General features: G+C 43.9%; 14 protein-coding genes and 1 pseudogene. 5 read left to right on the forward strand and 10 right to left on the reverse strand.

The genetic code is table 11. From position 1 onward, the window contains the following. Positions 1-59: 59 nt before the first annotated feature. The 3 genes from Q5H80_RS05775 to Q5H80_RS05785 all read right to left on the reverse strand — a co-directional run bounded on the left by Q5H80_RS05775 (position 60) and on the right by Q5H80_RS05785 (position 2475). Complete coding sequence (locus tag Q5H80_RS05775) at positions 60-728, reverse strand: OmpA family protein (protein ID WP_304569188.1); 669 nt, start codon at positions 726-728, stop codon at positions 60-62. Between the two features lie 105 nt (positions 729-833). Beyond that, positions 834-1523 carry a DUF2786 domain-containing protein gene (locus Q5H80_RS05780; protein ID WP_009846484.1) on the reverse strand — a complete coding sequence of 230 codons (690 nt, stop codon included), beginning with the start codon at positions 1521-1523 and terminating at the stop codon, positions 834-836. A 268-nt stretch (positions 1524-1791) separates the two neighbouring features. Next, positions 1792-2475: a DUF3334 family protein gene (locus Q5H80_RS05785; RefSeq protein ID WP_304569189.1), complete on the reverse strand. Its 684-nt coding sequence runs from the start codon at positions 2473-2475 to the stop codon at positions 1792-1794. Between the two features lie 219 nt (positions 2476-2694). Here Q5H80_RS05785 and Q5H80_RS05790 point away from each other — a divergent pair, with 219 nt between their 5' ends. Both Q5H80_RS05790 and Q5H80_RS05795 read left to right on the forward strand, forming a co-directional pair. Beyond that, positions 2695-5730, forward strand: coding sequence for an FAD-binding and (Fe-S)-binding domain-containing protein (locus Q5H80_RS05790; RefSeq protein ID WP_304569190.1), 3036 nt, complete (start codon positions 2695-2697; stop codon positions 5728-5730). Between the two features lie 66 nt (positions 5731-5796). Continuing rightward, positions 5797-6258, forward strand: coding sequence for an isoprenylcysteine carboxylmethyltransferase family protein (locus Q5H80_RS05795; protein WP_304569191.1), 462 nt, complete (start codon positions 5797-5799; stop codon positions 6256-6258). A gap of 138 nt (positions 6259-6396) precedes the next feature. Here the strand turns inward: Q5H80_RS05795 and Q5H80_RS05800 are convergent, their stop codons facing one another. The 7 genes from Q5H80_RS05800 to hutC form a co-directional block, all read right to left on the reverse strand. Next, positions 6397-7122 carry a DUF3581 domain-containing protein gene (locus Q5H80_RS05800; RefSeq protein WP_304569192.1) on the reverse strand — a complete coding sequence of 242 codons (726 nt, stop codon included), beginning with the start codon at positions 7120-7122 and terminating at the stop codon, positions 6397-6399. 166 nt (positions 7123-7288) lie between these two features. Next, complete coding sequence (locus Q5H80_RS05805; RefSeq protein WP_304569193.1) at positions 7289-8347, reverse strand: histidine ammonia-lyase; 1059 nt, start codon at positions 8345-8347, stop codon at positions 7289-7291. 123 nt (positions 8348-8470) lie between these two features. After that, complete coding sequence (hutH, locus tag Q5H80_RS05810; protein ID WP_304569194.1) at positions 8471-10003, reverse strand: histidine ammonia-lyase; 1533 nt, start codon at positions 10001-10003, stop codon at positions 8471-8473. A gap of 14 nt (positions 10004-10017) precedes the next feature. Beyond that, the gene (gene hutU, locus Q5H80_RS05815; protein WP_304569195.1) at positions 10018-11712 is read right to left on the reverse strand and encodes a urocanate hydratase; all 1695 of its coding nucleotides are present in this window, start codon (positions 11710-11712) and stop codon (positions 10018-10020) included. Between the two features lie 102 nt (positions 11713-11814). Then, on the reverse strand, positions 11815-12843 hold the full coding sequence (gene hutG / locus Q5H80_RS05820) for a formimidoylglutamase (RefSeq protein ID WP_304569196.1): 1029 nt from the start codon (positions 12841-12843) through the stop codon (positions 11815-11817). Continuing rightward, positions 12830-14080 carry an imidazolonepropionase gene (hutI, locus tag Q5H80_RS05825; RefSeq protein ID WP_304569197.1) on the reverse strand — a complete coding sequence of 417 codons (1251 nt, stop codon included), beginning with the start codon at positions 14078-14080 and terminating at the stop codon, positions 12830-12832. Before hutI ends, hutG begins: the two co-directional genes overlap by 14 nt. A gap of 113 nt (positions 14081-14193) precedes the next feature. Then, positions 14194-14907, reverse strand: coding sequence for a histidine utilization repressor (gene hutC / locus Q5H80_RS05830; protein ID WP_304569198.1), 714 nt, complete (start codon positions 14905-14907; stop codon positions 14194-14196). A 181-nt stretch (positions 14908-15088) separates the two neighbouring features. Between hutC and Q5H80_RS05835 the strand changes: the two genes are divergently transcribed. The 3 genes and pseudogenes from Q5H80_RS05835 (at position 15089) to Q5H80_RS05845 (ending at position 18791) form a co-directional block, all read left to right on the forward strand. Then, positions 15089-15832 carry a sporulation protein gene (locus tag Q5H80_RS05835; RefSeq protein WP_304569199.1) on the forward strand — a complete coding sequence of 248 codons (744 nt, stop codon included), beginning with the start codon at positions 15089-15091 and terminating at the stop codon, positions 15830-15832. Positions 15833-16077: 245 nt separating this feature from the next. Then, positions 16078-16982, forward strand: a pseudogene (locus Q5H80_RS05840) (IS5 family transposase). Between the two features lie 798 nt (positions 16983-17780). Continuing rightward, positions 17781-18791: a GGDEF domain-containing protein gene (locus Q5H80_RS05845; RefSeq protein WP_304569200.1), complete on the forward strand. Its 1011-nt coding sequence runs from the start codon at positions 17781-17783 to the stop codon at positions 18789-18791. Positions 18792-18794 lie beyond the last annotated feature (3 nt).

Below are 18794 nucleotides of genomic sequence, written 5' to 3' on the forward strand. Positions count from 1 at the left end.
AACAAGCAACTATATAGAGGTTAATTCAATAGATAAAGACGAACTGGGCTTTAATCGTGCTACTTAAGCGGCAAGATTTGAATTTCTACGCGACGGTTACAAGCGCGACCTTGAGAGGTGTTGTTGTCACATAGAGGGTAACGCTCACCGTTACCTCGAGCAATGGCACGGCCTGCAGCAACGTCTTGAGAGATCAAGAATGCACGAACCGATTCAGCACGACGCTCAGAAAGAACTTGGTTAGAAGACTCGCTGCCTGTGCTGTCAGTGTGACCTTCGATCACTAGGCTAGTGTCTGGGTATTCAACTAAGATGCGCGCAACGCCGCGAAGTGTTTTGTGAATGTTTGATTCTAAAGCGTAAGAACCAGAAGCAAAACCGATGCCGTTCTCTAGGCGAAGTAGAAGTTGGTTCTCACCAACGCGCTCTACTTGAACGCCAGAGTTCATGAGTTCTTCACGAAGTGCAGCTTCTTGCTGGTCAAAGTAGTAACCGATACCACCGCCAACTGCGGCACCACCTGCTGCACCGATGAGTGCACGCTTGCGGCGGTCTTTAGAGTCGTCACCCGTAGCAGCACCAGCAACAGCACCGGCAATTGCACCAATTAAAGCGCCTTGAGTTGCGGAATTAGTCTCAGATTCGCCAGTTGTAGCGTTTTGGCGTTGTGTCGCTTGACAGCCCGTTAGAGCAACAGTGAGTGCTAGGGCTAGTGTGATTTTTTTCAACGTATTTCTCCATCATGTACTTTTGTCAAACGCATAAATTACGAAAGACAACAATAAGTCCTATCGGTGGTTTTTATCAATACGCTGAAGTAATGTAAAGTGGCTCTATGATTTAGTTATCTTTTTAACGGCTTGAGTTCCGCCAACTGGTCGATTTACAGACAGTTTTCGACCTTTCTTCAAACCAACTTCATAGTCTGCGGTGAGGTTTTTCATCGCTTCTCTGAGTTGTTGTTTGAACGTTTCGCGGTCGATGTTTTGGAACTCTTTATCAATGTAGTTATTGATCTTGTTGTTTGACTCGTCGTCTGGGGTGATAACAGGTAGTTTTTCAAGCGCACCTTCTACCCAACCCGAAACGTAAGAGTTTACGCGACGTGTTACTTCTAGTGTCCCTGTTCCCGAGCCCGCGAAACTGTTTCTGAATTGGCCAGTGTGCTCATTCAGTTCGCGATAAATAATATCGAACGCAAAAGCCGCGAAGATAGCGCGATCGGCTTCACCAATGAATTCAACGCGTTTAAGGCCTTTGTGATTCAGTAACACGGCTTCTACGCCAAACTTGGTGTTAATACCACGAATAACACGCAGCAGTGTAGAGCTGATATTTGCAGGTAACAGGTGACTGGATTGAGTTTTTCCCATCTTGATAAATTCAATATCGTCCTTTTCGAGACCATATTTCAGCATCAAGTTATGCGCCATTTTTATCGCATTGGCAGCTTCATTGACGTTCGCAGAATTTCCAAGTTCAAGACACTTGGCAATTTTCTTTAGGGCTTTTTTCTTATCCATCGACAACTTAATCATTACCGCAAATTTTTAAAAGTCCAACATTTTACATGTTTTGGCGAGTAACAGCAAAGTCAAAAGTCATTTGTAGGAATGTGGTGAACTATTGTGAAGGATAAGGATAAGGATAAGGATAAGGATAAGGATAAGGATAAGGATAAGGATAAGGATATAGGAAGGAAGCGGCGGCTCACTGACAAAACAAAACGCCATCAAGAGGATTGATGGCGTTAGTGGCACGATTTTTAGGAAGTGCTAGAGCTTTCGCAAACTAGATTCCAAGTTCATCGAGTAGATCGGCTGCAGAATCGTTGACTGAACTTTGCTCTGACTGTTTTGGTTCTTGCATTTTTTTCTGAGTCGCTTCAAGAATGCTATCTGGACATTCGTCTTCAGCAACTTCAAATTCTTCCAATTGGATGAATTCTGTTTTGTCCATTGCAAGCTCAAGGTAGAAAATGTTGTTGTCGGCAGTAGAGAAAGTAACACGACGAGCTTGTGGGCGATCTAAGTTAGTATCAACAGAGAGGTTTACTTGCTTGTTTAGTGCCAGCATTTTCGGTTGGTTTTGGGTGATGTTAGTTTGCAGTTCTTTACGGATCTTATTTGTGAAATCTCCAACCAACTGGTTCATCAACTCACCCAATACATCACCCACTTCGTCTGAAGTATGAAGTACAGCGAGCTCGTCTTCAGGCATGCCCATGTTACGCATGTAATTTGTGTAGATCTCTAGTGCGGCTTTCGACGTAAAATTGATAACAACAAGACCTGAAAAACCGCCGTCGAACAAGACGAAACAACCAAAATCAGGCTTAAGGCTTGTCTTGTTGATCTTTTGAACCATCGCTGAGTAGGACACCTGTGAAGCCGTCGCTGAAGTGAGTACGCTTGAAACTGATTGGCATAGCTTAAGAAGAATATCTTCAGTTGTGACTGTTTTGCTTTTTTTCATTGTGATTTGCTCGTGGAGATGTCGTAAAAAAGTTATCTACTATCTTACTACTGAATTAAGACGAAAGTGACTATTTCTCCATTCTTGCACCGAGATTCTTATTTGATCACCTTTTTATATGATCTTAATAGTAGTAAAGTGACGAAATTCAAAGAAAAATATTAAAAACCTCAGATAACCCAATGCTGATAGGATCAGCGAAGTAGGGGCAGGAAGCAAATGTTACCAAGACTTCAACTCAATGCTGATGTCGATCCAGTTGTCGTACGCTTTTTAGATGAACTAAAAACAGCGGGCTTTACTGGCGACATCGAATCTCAATATTCTAGCCGTTTGGCTGTGGCGACTGATAACAGTGTCTATCAGCAATTGCCGCAGGCAGTCATTCTTCCTAAAACAACTCAAGACGTTGTGTTGATAGGTAAAGTGGGTGCAAAATCTGCTTACGAACGCGTGACCTTTTCCCCTCGTGGCGGTGGTACCGGGACTAACGGACAGTCTTTAACAAAAGGTGTCGTGGTTGACTTGTCTCGTTATATGAACAAGGTTCTTGAGATAAACGAGCAAGAAGGCTGGGTAAGAGTTCAGTCAGGTATCGTTAAAGACCAATTGAACGATGCTGTGCGTCCGTATGGTTACTTTTTCTCTCCAGACCTTTCTACCAGTAACCGAGCAACCTTAGGCGGCATGATCAATACCGATGCTTCGGGCCAAGGGTCATTGAAGTACGGTAAAACGTCTGATCATGTGTTGTCGCTGCAAGTGGTCTTCGCAGATGGTTCATGTCTCGAATCCGATTTATCACACGGCTTACCTGCTGAAGGTGAATTTGCTCACCATGCACTTGCAGTAACTGAAGCCGTTTGTCGAGATAAGCGCGCTCAAATCCTCAACAAATTTCCTCCGTTAAATCGATTCCTTACGGGCTACGACCTGAAGAATGCAATAAACGAAGAAGACGATAGCTTTGACCTGACTCGTGTTCTATGTGGTGCGGAAGGCTCATTAGCGTTTATCACTGAAGCAAAGCTCAACCTAACGCCGATTCCAAAAGCACGAACGTTGGTTAACGTGAAATACAACACGTTCGATTCTGCACTGCGCAATGCGCCGTTTATGGTAGAAGCGAAAGCGCTGTCTGTTGAAACCGTTGACTCAAGAGTATTGAACCTAGCGAAACAAGACATTGTTTGGCACACCGTGAGCGACTTGCTGATGGATGTTCCAAATAAAGAGATGCTTGGCATCAACATGGTTGAGTTTGCAGGCCAAGATGAAGCGGAAGTTGAACAACAAGTTCAAGCGCTGACCGCACAGCTTGAAAGCATGGTAGCAACTGAAGAAGCGGGTGTGATTGGCTTCCAAGTGTGCAGTGATTTGGCGAGCATTGGCCGAATCTACAACATGCGTAAGAAAGCTGTGGGTCTATTAGGTGCGGCGAAAGGCCGAGCTAAGCCGGTCGCTTTTGCTGAAGATACTTGTGTACCTCCAGAAAACTTGGCCGACTTCATCTCTGAATTTAGAGTACTGCTCGATTCAAAAGAGTTGAACTACGGCATGTTTGGTCACGTTGATGCAGGCGTACTACACGTTCGTCCTGCTTTAGATTTGTGTGACCCGATGCAAGAAGCATTGATGCATGAAGTCTCTGATGAAGTGGTTAAGCTGGTGGCGAAATACGGCGGCTTGATGTGGGGTGAACACGGTAAAGGCTTCCGCTCTGAGTATGGTCCTGACTTCTTTGGTGAAGAGCTGTTTACCGAATTAAGACGAGTTAAAGCGGCATTCGACCCGCACAACAAGATGAACCCAGGCAAGATTTGTACGCCGTTAGAAAGCGATGCTGAGTTGGTGAAAGTCACTGATACCAAGCGTGGTTTTTACGATCGCCAGATCGACGTACAAGTCCGTGATAGCTTCAAGCAAGCGATGGAATGTAATGGTAACGGCTTGTGTTTCAACTACGATACGAGTTCGCCAATGTGTCCTTCGATGAAAGTCACGGCTGACCGTCGTCATTCACCAAAAGGCCGTGCAGGCTTGGTTCGAGAATGGTTGCGTCAATTGACTGAGCAAGGCGTCGATATTCTCGATTTAGAGCAAGAAGCGCTGAAGGACAATACTCCGATTAAAACCATGGTGGAACGTGTTCGTAACACGATGAACAAACGCCATGAGTACGATTTCTCGCATGAAGTTCATGAAGCGATGAACGGTTGTTTAGCGTGTAAAGCGTGTGCGAGCCAGTGTCCGATCAAAGTTGATGTACCAAGTTTCCGTTCTCGATTCTTAAACATCTACTATTCGCGTTACCAGCGCCCAGCAAAAGACTATTTAGTCGCTAACATTGAAACCATGCTGCCGCTGATGGCGAAAGCGCCAAAAGTAGTGAACGCTGCCTTGGGTCAAAAGTGGATACAAACCGCAACGGCTAAAACGGTCGGATATGTTGATGCACCTTTGATGTCGGTGCCTACGCTAAAAAATCGTCTAGCGAGCAAAGAACTGCAACTCTTCGACTTACAGTACTTAGAAGGCTTGTCTTCTGAAGAGAAGAAACAGCATGTATTGATCGTCCAAGATCCGTTTACTAGCTTCTATGATGCCGAGGTGGTTGAAGACTTCGTCACTCTGGCTCAAAAGCTTGGTAAAACTCCGGTGTTGTTGCCGTTTAAGCCTAATGGTAAAGCGCTGCACATCAAGGGTTTCTTAAATCGTTTTGCACGTGAGGCTAAATCGACGTCTGATTTCTTGTCGATGGTCGCTGATATCGGTATTCCTTTAGTGGGCGTCGACCCTGCACTAGTGCTTTGTTACCGCGATGAGTATGTCGAGATCTTAGCGGATAAGCGTGGCGACTTTGATGTGCTCACCGTACATGAATGGTTAATGCCGTCGCTCGGTGACTTTGAAGCGCGTTCAGCAAGCGAAGAGATGTGGTACTTGTTCGCTCACTGTACCGAGAAGACCAAGATGCCAAACGCTGAAAAAGAGTGGGGCACTATCTTCAAACACTTTGGCGCTGCACTTACCAGCGTTCCTGTCGGCTGTTGTGGTATGGCGGGTACCTTTGGCCATGAAGTTGATAAATTGCAAATGTCGAAAGACATATACGGTTTAAGCTGGAAGCCTCAAATGCAGGACTTACCAAAAGATCGTTGCTTGGTGACGGGTTATTCTTGCCGTAGCCAAGTGAAGCGTTTTGAAGGTGAGAAGCTTGCTCACCCATTACAAGCGCTAGCAAAAATTCTTTAATACATTTAGCCCAGCAATTGCTGGGCTTTTTTCTAAACTAACAAAGGAATGTTAATAAGGAAAAGTATGAAATTTCTAGAATTAAAAGTACCACCCGTTGCACTGTTCATTATTGTATTCGTAGCATCATACTTCTGCGCTCAGCAGTTGAGCCAAGGGACACTGGCATTACCTTATGGAGTAGTTGTGTTAGGTATCGGAGTTGCATTGAGTGGTGTGATTGGAATATCCGGTATATTGGAATTTCGAAAACAGAAAACCACCGTTAACCCGATCAAAGTCGACACCGCTTCTGCAGTTGTGGACAGTGGAATCTTTGGCTACACGCGAAACCCAATGTATCTAGGGCTATTCATACTATTGTTTTGCTTTGGTTACTTTTTCCAAAACCTGTTCAGTGTTTTACTCAGTTTTGTATTCGTAATGTACATGAATCAGTTCCAAATTAAGCCAGAAGAGCGAGCACTAGAACAGCTATTTGGTGCAGAGTATGTTGACTATAAACAAAAGGTTAGGCGCTGGATTTAGTATTGACTTGAGTGCAGGCTTAGAGCTTAGGGTAATTAGTCATCGAAATAAAAAAGCCCAGCTTGTGATACCAAGCTGGGCTTTATTGATCTCTTTTGAGAGCTTATTTACATTGAGATGTGTAAATAAGGATGCTGATTAAGCGGCAGCTGCGAACTGAGCTAGAAACATCTCTTTACGTTCGTTGAAGCGGTTTACTAGGTCGTCTACAGAAGCTTGGTCGTATGGCTTAAGGCCACTTGCTACCATGCGCTTTACGCCTTTACCGACTACTTCTCCGTCTTCTTTGAAATCAAAGTTTAGTGTCACGATACCGCGCTTGCCTTCAACATCAAAAGTCGCACTAGAGAACTCAACTTCTGGGTGAGATAGGTCTAGGCGAGTAAATTCAACTTCCATGCTCTCGTAAATCACAAGAGGACGTTGGCAGTTGATCATCATTTGCTGTTCTTCCATAAGAGGAACCATTATGTGCGGGAAGTTCATACCAGAGAACTTAACGTAGTTTGTTACTACGTGTTCGATGAACGCTTGATCGTGGCTCTTTTCACCTTCACAAGACATGTGTAGGTACTCTTTGCCTTTCTCGTCAACCAATGAGCTTTCTTTTTCACATTTGTTGTCAACGCTTAGCGCAATACCGTTACCCACCATACCTGAAAAATCAAAACGCATTTTTTGGCTGATGCCTTCTTTTTGCAGAAGTACTGCAAACAAAAGATCGCCAGGCACGCAGAAGCGCTTGTTGTCTTCATCGTGAATTGGGTTGAAGTCAGCGGCTACTTTTTTTGCAAAGTGGCTAGCTTGTTCACGAGTGAATTGAAATTGATTGTCTTCAGTAGAAAAGTAAGGTGTCAGAAACATAGTATCGCTATTAGTCATCAAATCTGGCGGGGATTATAGCTAACTAACTTGGTTTTAATGGTCTATCCAGTTTACGGAGGCTAAAAAAAGGGAAGACTGGTGAAGAGGGGGATTGGTGATGGAAATAATTAAGGTCTAGAAAATCTAGACCTTCATTTATATAAGCTTATTTTTTATTAGGGAAGAACCACTTATCTAAATAATCACTCATTGGTGTAAAAGCAAGGTTCGCATAGTTAAATGGGTAATTAGCTGTTGTTGTTTCACCACTTGCAATTTTACCGACCGCAGTAAAGCCTTTTGGCTGGTTTGCGTCTTTGAGCTCGTTCGGGTATTTACCGTTAGCAGGGTTTACTTTGTATTCATACACTAATCCTAAAAATGCACCTGGGTTGAGGTTCTTTTTGATAGTGTGGGTATAGTCTAACTTGCCGTTTGAAATATCATCGCCTTCGTCGTTAATGCTCGTACCATTATTTGCTAGGCATTTACTTGGAGTGCCATCAATACGATCTGAACCTAATTGTCCGTTACCGTAATTACATTCGTTATATTTTAGGTAACCTAGAGCTTGTGTACCGGTTCCTATCTTCTTATTAACAAGAGTTTTGAAGCCTTCGTAGCTTTTGGTTAATTCAGCACCCACGGCTGTATTGTTATCACCATCAACGTAGTAATCGAAGATTTGCAGCAGTTTTTGATATGTCGTGGTACTTTGCGTTTCATCTATCCCCGATCTTGTAGTGTAAATCAATTCTAAGCCATTGATATTAGGGCTGCTCGCATAGATGTTTTGTGCAAGTGCAATAATGAACTTACCGTGGGCTGTTGATGGATTTGGCTCTTCTTCGGAAATACCAATGAGTATTTTTTTCTGGCTAAACTGTTTTCTCACATCATCATGAGCCCATTTAAGCAAATTTTCGACTTGCAGTTTTACGGCATCTTGCTGAACTTGAGTAATGTTTGGACCAATCGGCAGAATGTAAATACCTTCTTCAAAAGCACAGTTTGGCACTTCAGCTGCTGTTGAACAGTTTTTAATGCTGGTATAGGTCGCGACTTTCGTTAGCGTTGGAGTCGTTGGAGTCGTTGGAGTCGTTGGAGTCGTTGGAGTCGTTGGTTTTGTTGGTGCTTTATTGCTTGAGTCTGATCCACAGCCGGCTAAGAATAAGGTGCTGATAAGGGCTGTTGTAAGTAGGATTGGGGATTTTTTTGTTATCATTGGTAATGAACTTTCCGACGGTGAGTGATGATTTTTCGGATAGTATCACTCCTATCAATAAGTGTATTCATTTTTATAGATAAGTGGGCTGTAACGAGAGTACAGCCCAGTATACGGAAAGTACTAAAAACTTGACAATGTACCTTCTGGCATTAGGTGGTTATGAACGGATAACTTGAGTAATAGGTTAGCTTGTTCAATATCCGGTGCAAAATATCGGTCTTTATCGTAGAAGCTCACGTTCTCACGCAGAATCTGCTTTGCTTCTTCCACACGAGGAGAAGATAGATTCGGAGCGCGGAAGTCTAGCCCTTGTGCTGCTGCCAAATATTCGACTGCCAATATCCCACGGGTATTTTCAGCCATGTATCTAAGTCTACGAGCGGCAAAGGTAGCCATTGATACGTGATCTTCTTGGTTTGCTGATGTCGGAAGGCTGTCTATTGATGCCGGGTGAGCCAGGGTTTTATTCTCACTTGCTAATGCTGCTGATGTTACTTGAGCAATCATAAAGCCCGAGTTCACGCCGCCGTTATCGACTAAGAAAGGCGGTAGTTTGCTTAGCGCGCTATCAATCAACAACGCCATTCTACGCTCTGACAAGCTACCGATCTCGGCAATGGCTAATGCAAGGTTATCGGCTGCCATTGCGACAGGTTCTGCGTGGAAGTTACCACCTGAAATGATGTCGCCATCGTCAGCGAAAACAAGTGGGTTGTCGGATACAGCATTTGCTTCAATGTTTAAAGTTTCTGCTGAGTTACGAATTTGCTGTAAACATGCTCCCATTACTTGAGGCTGACAACGCAGTGAGTAAGGATCTTGAACCTTTTCACAGCAAGTGTGTGATTCACCAATCTCACTTTTTTGATCAAGCATATGGCGGTAAGCAAGTGCTGCATCCATCTGGCCTCGGTGACCACGAACGCGGTGTATACGAGGGTCAAACGGACGACGGCTACCTAGAGCCGCTTCTACAGACATCGCACCACACACGGTTGCAGACGCAAACAAGTCTTCAGCTGCGAACAGACCTTCTAACGCGAATGCTGTCGATGCTTGTGTGCCGTTTAACAGAGCTAAGCCTTCTTTAGGTGCTAGCGTTATAGGCTCTAAGCCTGCGATCTGCATAGCTTCTAAACCTGTGATGATTTTGCCGTTGTGGCGTGCTTGGCCTTCACCTAGTAGAACTGTACTCATATGTGCAAGAGGAGCGAGGTCTCCAGAAGCGCCAACTGATCCTTTTTGTGGTACACACGGGTAAACCTGCGCGTTTACTAGATCGATAAGAGCGTTGATTACCTTGAGTCGGATACCCGAGTAACCACGAGACAAGCTGTTAATCTTCAGCACCATCATCAAACGTACAGTCTCATCCGACATGAATTTGCCGATGCCCGCTGCGTGAGAAAGCACGATACTTTTCTGTAGTACTTCTAAATCCTCAGGGGCGATTTTGGTATTTGCTAACAAGCCAAAACCCGTATTGATCCCATACACAGTGCGATCTTCAGCAATCACTTGTTCGACAACGTGCATGCTCGCTTCAATATCAGGAATCGCTGCTGGATCGAGTGATAAGTTCACAGGGCTACGGCTAATTTTGCGAAGTTCAGGCAGGCCTAGAAGTCCTGGTTTAAGTAATAAATTCAACATGTTTTCTCCAGACATTAAAGGCGACGAAGTTCTTCGTTTAGCATTGGTAAATCAAGCTTCTGCTCTTTAGCACACTGCTTGGCAATATCGTAACCCGCATCAGCATGACGCATAACGCCGGTTGCTGGGTCGTTGTGAAGTACGCGAGCAATACGTTGTGATGCATCGTCACTGCCGTCACAACAAATCACCATACCTGAGTGTTGTGAGAAGCCCATGCCAACACCACCACCGTGGTGCAGAGAAACCCATGTTGCGCCGCCTGCAGTATTTAGAAGGGCGTTCAATAGAGGCCAATCTGATACAGCATCTGATCCATCCATCATGCCTTCCGTTTCACGGTTCGGGCTTGCTACTGAGCCTGAATCTAGGTGGTCACGACCGATAACAACGGGTGCTTTAAGTTCGCCATTCTTAACCATTTCATTGAATGCTTGGCCCAAACGTTCACGACCTTTCAAACCAACCCAACAAATACGAGCTGGTAGGCCCTGGAACTGAATGCGTTCACGTGCCATATCTAACCAGTTGTGCAGGTGTGGGTTGTCTGGAATCAGCTCTTTTACTTTTTGGTCTGTTTTGTAGATGTCTTCTGGGTCGCCAGATAGGGCAGCCCAACGGAATGGACCGATGCCTTCACAGAACAGAGGACGAATATAAGCAGGAACAAATCCTGGGAAATCAAATGCGTTTTCCACGCCTTCTTCCAGTGCCATTTGGCGAATGTTGTTACCGTAATCTACGGTCGCAGCACCACGGTATTGTAGATCTAGCATCGCTTGTACTTGAATAGCCATTGATTGCTTAGCGGCTTTCACCACCTTAGCTTCATCAACTAAACGTTCTTGAGCCGCTTTCTCCATCGTCCAACCTTGTGGCAAGTAGCCGTTCAGTGGATCGTGTGCAGAAGTTTGGTCAGTCACTACGTCTGGCGTGATATTACGTTCAACAAGCTCTGGGTATACGTCTGCTGCGTTACCAAGTAAGCCAACAGAAATTGGCGTGTCTGATTCTTTAATCATTGCCATCGCTTCATCAATGCTGGTGGCTTTTTTGTCGACATAGCCAGTACGCAAGCGGTAGTCGATTCGTGATTCGTCACATTCAACCGCGATCATTGAGAAGCCAGCCATAGTTGCAGCAAGAGGCTGAGCGCCGCCCATACCGCCAAGGCCGCCAGTTAGAACCCACTTGCCATTCGCTTCACCTTGGAAGTGCTTCTTCGCGATAGCGACAAAGGTTTCGTAAGTACCTTGAACTATGCCTTGAGAGCCAATGTAAATCCAGCTGCCTGCTGTCATTTGGCCGTACATCATCAAGCCTTCTTTATCGAGTTCGTTGAAGTGCTCCCAGTTCGCCCAATGAGGAACAAGGTTAGAGTTAGCGATCAGTACGCGAGGTGCGTTCTTATGAGTCGGGAACACGCCCACAGGTTTACCAGATTGAACAAGTAATGTTTGGTCGTCTTCTAAACGTTCTAATACTTCAACAATCTTGTCATAACATTTCCAATCACGTGCCGCACGACCGATACCGCCATACACAACCAGTGCATGTGGATGTTCTGCCACATCAGGGTCTAGGTTATTCATCAACATACGCAGTGGTGCTTCTGTTAACCAAGATTTAGCGCGCAAAGTGGTGCCATGAGGTGCGCGAATTTCGCGAGTCGTGTCGAGACGAGGGTCACTGTTGTGGTGTTCCGTCATTTTGGAATTCCTTCTGTTTCACGTTATATCGTTGTAGTTGTAGTTGTAGTTGTAGTTGTAGTTGTAGTTGTAGTTGTAGTTGTAGTTATCGGTATAGCTGGATTAGTCGCTGGCCATTGCACTGGCTATGTCCCAACACAAACGTGCCGCTAATCGAGCCGTTTGGCCATCGATGTCGTAGTCTGGGTTGTATTCCGCAATGTCCGCGATAATGAGTTTTTCACTGTGTTTGAAAATCTGTTCTAGAAAAGGAGCGAGTGTTTCATAGCTCACGCCTCTTGCTGCTGGTGCACTTACGCCCGGCGCGGTGGCTGCGGGGAAAACATCAAGATCAATGGTGAGATAGAGGTAATCACACTCGGCGATGAATTTTTGCAACTTAACCAGTTGAGCGACTTGGTTCACTTGGGTCATGTTGCGGTCGTGTTCATACCAAACGCCCAGTTGGTCGGCTTTGTTGAACAGTGCTTTGGTATTACTGGCCGCGCTAACGCCAAGACAAGCGTAATGAAACGGCCATTGATGCGTTTGGCAGTAATCGCTGATCTGGTTAAAAGGCGTGCCTGAGCTCGGTTTAACGTCGGCGACGTCGCTTTCAAATTCACGAAGATCAAAGTGAGCATCAAAGTTAACGATGCCTATTTTAGGTTTGCGCTCTGGTTGAATTTTATTTAGGTGCTCAGCGAGGCCTTGGAACGATGCCCAAGCCACTTCATGACCACCGCCAAGGGTAATCACTTTGTTAGTTGATAGAGCATTGGCAATCACAGAAGCACACTGTTTTTGGCTGACTTCGAGCTGGCCATCATTGCACTCGATATCACCAAGGTCCGCGATGTGAGCGTCACTGTGCCAAGCCATATTAGCCAACGCTTGACGAATCAGGTTGGGTGCTTGCTTCGCGCCCACTCGTCCTTTATTTCTTGCCACACCTGCATCGCTGGCAAAGCCTACTAAAGCGATAGCGCCATCAGTAAGTTCGTTGCTTAAATCACTACTTTGCACTTGTTTGGTAATGTGATGTACGCGTGTGCCGAGTGAGCCATCTTCAAGATCATTGCGCCCAGCCCACATAAAGTTATGCACGGTTTTTACGTTCTCTTGAATACCGTTGGATTTAGATTGAGTCATGACACACCTCGCCATTAACAATGCGTTTATGCAGATGAGGAACACCGACTTGATAGCTTAGATCGGCAGGGTGCTCGATATTCCAGATAGCCAAATCAGCGGCATAACCCACTTCAATTTTACCTTTGGTTTGTGACTCGCCAATGGCTGCCGCAGCATGACAAGTTACACCGCGTAGCGCTTCTTCAGGCGTCGTACCAAACAGAGTGCAGCTCATGTTCATCATTAGTGTTAAGTCAGCAAAAGGAGAAGTGCCGGGGTTTAAGTCGGTCGCTATCGCCATTGGAATGTTGTGTTCACGAAGTAGGGCGACGGGCGGCTGTTGAGTCTCTTTCAAGAAATAGAAAGCACCCGGTAATAAGGTGGCAACTGTGCCTGATTCCGCCAGTGCCTTGACTCCAGTTTCATCAAGGTACTCAACATGGTCAACAGAGAGTGCGCCGTATTTTGCTGCAAGCGCGCTGCCACCCATATTAGAAAGCTGTTCGGTGTGGCCTTTAATCGCGAGCCCATGTTCTTTGGCTGCTGAAAATACACGTTCGGTTTGTTCAAGGTTGAAGCCGATAGATTCGCAGAACACGTCAACCGCATCGGCTAGGCCTTGTTCAGCCGCTTTAGGGATGATCTCTTGGCAAACCAGATCAATATAGCTGTCCGGCTGCTCTTGGTATTCGGGCGGCACAGCATGGGCAGCAAGGAGAGTGGTGGTGATCTTAATACGGCGGTGATTCTCCAACGCTTTCGCCGCGCGTAACATCTTGAGTTCATCATCAAGCGTTAAACCATAGCCAGATTTTACTTCGATGCTGGTTACGCCACTTCTTAGCAGGCCATCGAGTCTAGGCAAAGCCATTTCAACCAGTTCAGACTCTTGCGCTGCACGTGTTGCGGTGACTGTCGCTAGAATACCGCCGCCTTGCTTGGCGATGTCGGTGTAAGACACACCATTCAAACGCTGTTCAAATTCATTGGCCCGATTACCCGCAAATACGAGGTGAGTGTGGCAATCAATTAACCCAGGTGTTACTAGCTTGTTCTTGCAGTCATAGGTGACGTAATCCAAAGAATCATCAATGCTTGGTTGCCCTAACTCAGAAGCAAGTGCCTCGTGGTTTGAACAAGAGATGGACACGATCTTACCGTTTTCTATAACGATATCTTGCGGGGAAGAAGGCTGATAACCATTGGCTCCCGAGCTCATCGAGACCACTCGTGCGTTTTTGAGGATCAAATTCATAATCACCTAGATCTTTGCTAAACATTAAATGTATATACAAATAAATAGGCTAAACGCTGACCCGAATCAAGTTGATGTTGCAAAAATGTGATCGGCGATCAGGATGATGTTCTTTAATCTAGAAGTATCTTGGAGCTTAATTTGTACTTAGAGCCAGGATGGTAGAGCAATGCAAAGCTGATTAGGCGTTCTTTGCTCCATGTTCTTCTATTCAAAAGTAGGCAAGGCTCTGATTCAGAAAGCTTTAGTGACGTTCTTATTTGAGAGTCAGGAATAATGGCTTCAACCGTGTGTTCGATAGCACTCAACGGGCAACTTTTTGAAAGGTATTCGTTGGGTGTAGAGGTTGAAAAGTCTTGCTCTAGGTATTTGGGAGCAGCTAGCGAGTTCACCCAACGCGCTTCCAATTGTATCGGTGTATTGTCGGCAAAGTGTATGATTTCACTATAGAACACTTCTGCGTTAATCATCACACCTAACCGTGTAGCCGTGCTTTCATCAGCCTTGATACTATCGTGTTTGATAACTTGGCTAGTATACGTTTGGCCACGGTCTTTGATCTCTTGGGCGATGTTATTGATATCAAGCAGGGGAGATTGCGCTTTTTCGTCTAGTTCACAAACAAAAGTGCCCAGTCTTGGCTTCCTAATGAGCTTGCCTTCAGACACCAGATCTCGAATGGCTTTATTCACTGTCATTCGACTCACTTTGAACTGCTCGGTGAGTTCGAGCTCTGTGGTTATCTGGTAACCCACTGGCCAGTGACCACTGGTGATATTGTCGTCTATGAACTGTTTTATCTGAAGGTAGAGCGGCGCTTTCGACATAATGAAACCTTATTTGACTATACAAATAGAGTAACGGATTTTTTCATGATTTCAACATTTCCTCGGGCAATGTGACCTTATTCAACATAGATGGGGCAAATTACTTGATTCTGTGAGGCAAGTGTCGCAAATTGTCATGCAATAACTATTCGTAAATCAGATAATTAGAAAGGGAAATAATATGTTTAAGAAATTAAAGGCCTCGTTGGGCATCGGTGCAGCAAAAGTTGATACCGTCTTAGATAATATTGAAGTTTTCCAAGGTGGAGAGTTGTCTGGCAATGTTCACATTATTGGCGGCGACGTTGAGCAACAAATCGACCTGATTAACTTGGTTCTCAATACAGAAGTAAAAGTAGAAACGGAAGACAGCACCAGTTACGAAACCTTTTCACTGGGTCGTATTCAAGCTGTAGAGCCTTTCGTTATTCAACCGGGTGAAACCAAGCAAGTCCCATTTCGTCTTAAGCTAAATGATGAAACGCCGGTCACAGCATTGAATGCACAAATGAACCAATGTCATGTGTGGGTTGAAACCAACCTAGATATCGGCTTCGCGATTGATCCTAAAGACCGCGACTTCATCTCCGTACACCCATTGCCAACAGTCGCTAAAATCATCCAAGGTGTGGAAGCATCGGGAATGGCAATGGTGAAAGCTGATGTAGAGAAGGGCTTCTTGAAAGGCAATAGCTTTGCTTCTCGCTCAGGCTGTTACCAAGAGATTGAATTTCGCAGCGGCGGTTTCATGAATAATAAAGAGATAGAGCTGTCATTCATCGTTGAAGGTTCAATGGTTCACTGTCTAGCAGAAATTGACCGCTCAATGAGCTTCCGCGGCGACCAATACATCTCATTCAGCTTGCCTGCCAATGCGGCTGACTCAGACATTCGCAACGCAGTATCAAGAATCATGAGTGCGTAGTTCCCTTTCTGTTAGTAGCCGCTTTTTCTATTAATAGAGACAAGATAGTGCGATTTCTAAAGCCGAACTTAACCGTTCGGCTTTTTTATAAATAAAGAAAAAGGATCAATCATTGAAAATTAGGTCTGGGCGATAGAAGGACCTATATAGAAGAGACATTTCGGTTAGGCGTTGTTGCCTAAATTAGTTGAACCTTTTTCAAGTCCTGCGATCTGATCCTTTGTGATGGTTAGAACGGTGGTGATATGGGTAAAGCGAAAAAGAAGATAACTAACTGGGCGGAGTACAACAAAGCTCTTTGCAATCGTGGTTCAGTTACGTTCTGGATAGACGATTTAGCCATTGATGTATGGCGATGCAAAACCCATCATGGCAAGCGGGGGAGAGGCTTCCAGTACTCTGATACAGCGATTGAAACTGCCTTAATGATTAAGGGGATCTTCTCTCTGCCATTACGTGCTCTTCAAGGCTTTATCGACTCCATCTTTGAGCTATTGGATGTTCCGCTGACTACACCTGCATTAGTAAACGCTCGAAGACGGTTCAGGTCAAATATCGCAATAAGTCTATAGGGGCTATTCGCCATATAGCCATTGATTCGACTGGCCTCAAAGTCTTTGGTAAGGGTGAATGGAAAGTGAAAAAGCATGGTGTAGAAAAACGCAGAACATGGCGCAAACTGCATTTAGCTGTAGCTGTAGCTGTGGATACTCACGAAGCTATTAGTGCGGAAGTCAGCCTTGTAAATGTAGGCGATGGTGAAGTGCTACCGACGTTGCTTGACCCACTACGCAGAGAGGTCACTGCCGTATCTGCCGATGGAGCATATGACACAAAAAATTGCCACGAGACTCTGAGAAACAAAGGCTGTACGCCGTTGATACCGCCTCGAAAAAATGCAGCACTTTGGGAAGACGGCCATCCCAGAAACGAAGCAGTAACAGCTCTGAGAAATGGGACTATAGTGGATTGGCAAGTCGAGTCTGGTTATCACTATCGCTCAATATCTGAGACGGCAATGTCCCGATATAAAGGACTAACAAGCGGCAAATTGAGCTTGAGATGTTATAACGCTCAAGTTGGTGAGGCACTGGCAAATGTCAAAGCAATGAACAAAGTCATAGGCCTAGGTATGCCTGTTAGAAGCTAACGGCTAGTCATATATAGCGTCGTTGATCTTCAAGCTGATTTGATCAACAACGCCGTTTATCGCTGTAACTTACTAGATCATTGAGCGTAAAGCTCTCATGAGCGCAGATAAAGTTAATCGACCTATATTCATTGTGGTTGATTTGAGAATATATATCTGGGGAGTCAATAAAATGTTGAGCTAATGCTGATACCACACCCAAATGATCTTACATCATCCCGAAATTTACCTTTCCACTCGACCTATCGATTTCTAATAAAAGCTCCAACTTGATCAAACCCTCCAGCATCCGAAGGTATCTATCGACAATACAGATGCGAGGACAAAAGGGAAACCATCAGTTTTCATTTCTCTTACCCAATAATGAAGAGATCTATGATCATTCTATGTGTAACACTATGGTTGGTATTTATGGTATTACCACACCCACTTATTGAGGAATCAAGAGGGTAGGGGCCCCCTATCTATGTATAAACATCGTGTAATTAAGACTCCATATCTCATCCTAGTGTTTGATCTGAGTATATACATATAGGATTAAATAATGTCACTCACGTACACAAAGTTATAGGCCTCATAAGTATGCCAGTTAGAAGATAATGATTAGCCATATGCGGAGTAGCTTTGTATCCAGATTGTTTTGATCAATAACGCCCTGCATTTTTAACTCATCTACATTTTCTAATTTAAGCAATATCAACATAAATGTAATCGTTTGTAATCATTTGTTACATTCTTGTTGATAATGAGTCACAATAGCGTTGGTGTTACAAGTGAAATGGTTACGAAGGTGGTTCGATGGAGCTATATAACAACAGGTTGAGAATTATATTTAAAAGTCTTATCTTTATAGGATCTATATTTTTGTTAGTTACGGGTGTTAATGCTATTTTAAATGACTATAAACTAATATCAATAATAGTTCTCTCTATGTTGGCTTCAACGTTATTTAACTATTTCTATTATTTATTATCTGATGATATTGAAAAGTCTTGTTTTTATTTAGGTGTTAATATTACAATTCTTTGTTTATTACTAGTTATTTCTGGTGGGGTTAAGGGGAGTGGAATGTTTTGGGTTTACCCTCTTTTATCTGTTTTGATATTTATAAATCCAGTAAAGAAGGGGGGATGTTTTTCTTTTTTGTTTGTTGTTCTTGTCAGTTTGTTTTTATTTTCTCCTTATAGATATTATGATTACACTTTTCACTTCTCAATAAGATTTATTGTTTCACTAATTGCCACATGTGTAGTTTGCTTAGTTGTTTGTTATATCAATGAGTCGTTGATATTAAATTTAAAAAAATCAAATAAAGATTTAGATGAAATAGCGAATGTAGACGCCTTAACTAAACTGTTTAATAGGACTTTTTTATATAAGAATATTATTTTAAATGATCGATTTGATGATTTATTATCAGATAATAGCGTTGTTTTATTAATCGATATTGATTGCTTTAAATCAATTAATGATAAATATGGGCATGATGTTGGAGATGAAGTCCTTCGTCAAGTCTCATCTATATTAAAAAAGCACACTCGGGATGCTGATATTGTCTCCCGTTGGGGGGGTGAAGAATTCCTAGTCATTTTACGCGATCTTAACATCAATAAAAGTTATAAAAAAGCAGAATTAATACGGAAATCTATTGAAGAACATCGTATTTCTTTTGGTATGTTTAATGGTTCTGCCACAGTCAGTATTGGAGTATCTGCTGTTAAAGCTAGATTGTCTGCTAATCAGATAATCAAAAAAGCAGATGAACGGCTATATCTAGCAAAAAATCAAGGACGAAATAAAGTATTCTAGTAG

Source organism: Vibrio sp. SNU_ST1 (assembly GCF_030563405.1).
In the GTDB taxonomy this organism is placed as follows: Bacteria; Pseudomonadota; Gammaproteobacteria; order Enterobacterales; family Vibrionaceae; genus Vibrio.

Excerpts from the sequence above, each read along its gene's own strand:
- Q5H80_RS05780 (WP_009846484.1), bottom strand. The coding sequence starts at position 1,523 with ATGGATAAGAAAAAAGCCCTAAAGAAAATTGCCAAGTGTCTTGAACTT.
- Q5H80_RS05785 (WP_304569189.1), bottom strand. The coding sequence starts at position 2,475 with ATGAAAAAAAGCAAAACAGTCACAACTGAAGATATTCTTCTTAAGCTA.
- Q5H80_RS05790 (WP_304569190.1), top strand. The coding sequence starts at position 2,695 with ATGTTACCAAGACTTCAACTCAATGCTGATGTCGATCCAGTTGTCGTA.
- Q5H80_RS05795 (WP_304569191.1), top strand. The coding sequence starts at position 5,797 with ATGAAATTTCTAGAATTAAAAGTACCACCCGTTGCACTGTTCATTATT.
- Q5H80_RS05800 (WP_304569192.1), bottom strand. The coding sequence starts at position 7,122 with ATGTTTCTGACACCTTACTTTTCTACTGAAGACAATCAATTTCAATTC.
- Q5H80_RS05805 (WP_304569193.1), bottom strand. The coding sequence starts at position 8,347 with ATGATAACAAAAAAATCCCCAATCCTACTTACAACAGCCCTTATCAGC.
- hutH (WP_304569194.1), bottom strand. The coding sequence starts at position 10,003 with ATGTTGAATTTATTACTTAAACCAGGACTTCTAGGCCTGCCTGAACTT.
- hutU (WP_304569195.1), bottom strand. The coding sequence starts at position 11,712 with ATGACGGAACACCACAACAGTGACCCTCGTCTCGACACGACTCGCGAA.
- hutG (WP_304569196.1), bottom strand. The coding sequence starts at position 12,843 with ATGACTCAATCTAAATCCAACGGTATTCAAGAGAACGTAAAAACCGTG.
- hutI (WP_304569197.1), bottom strand. The coding sequence starts at position 14,080 with ATGAATTTGATCCTCAAAAACGCACGAGTGGTCTCGATGAGCTCGGGA.
- hutC (WP_304569198.1), bottom strand. The coding sequence starts at position 14,907 with ATGTCGAAAGCGCCGCTCTACCTTCAGATAAAACAGTTCATAGACGAC.
- Q5H80_RS05835 (WP_304569199.1), top strand. The coding sequence starts at position 15,089 with ATGTTTAAGAAATTAAAGGCCTCGTTGGGCATCGGTGCAGCAAAAGTT.
- Q5H80_RS05845 (WP_304569200.1), top strand. The coding sequence starts at position 17,781 with ATGGAGCTATATAACAACAGGTTGAGAATTATATTTAAAAGTCTTATC.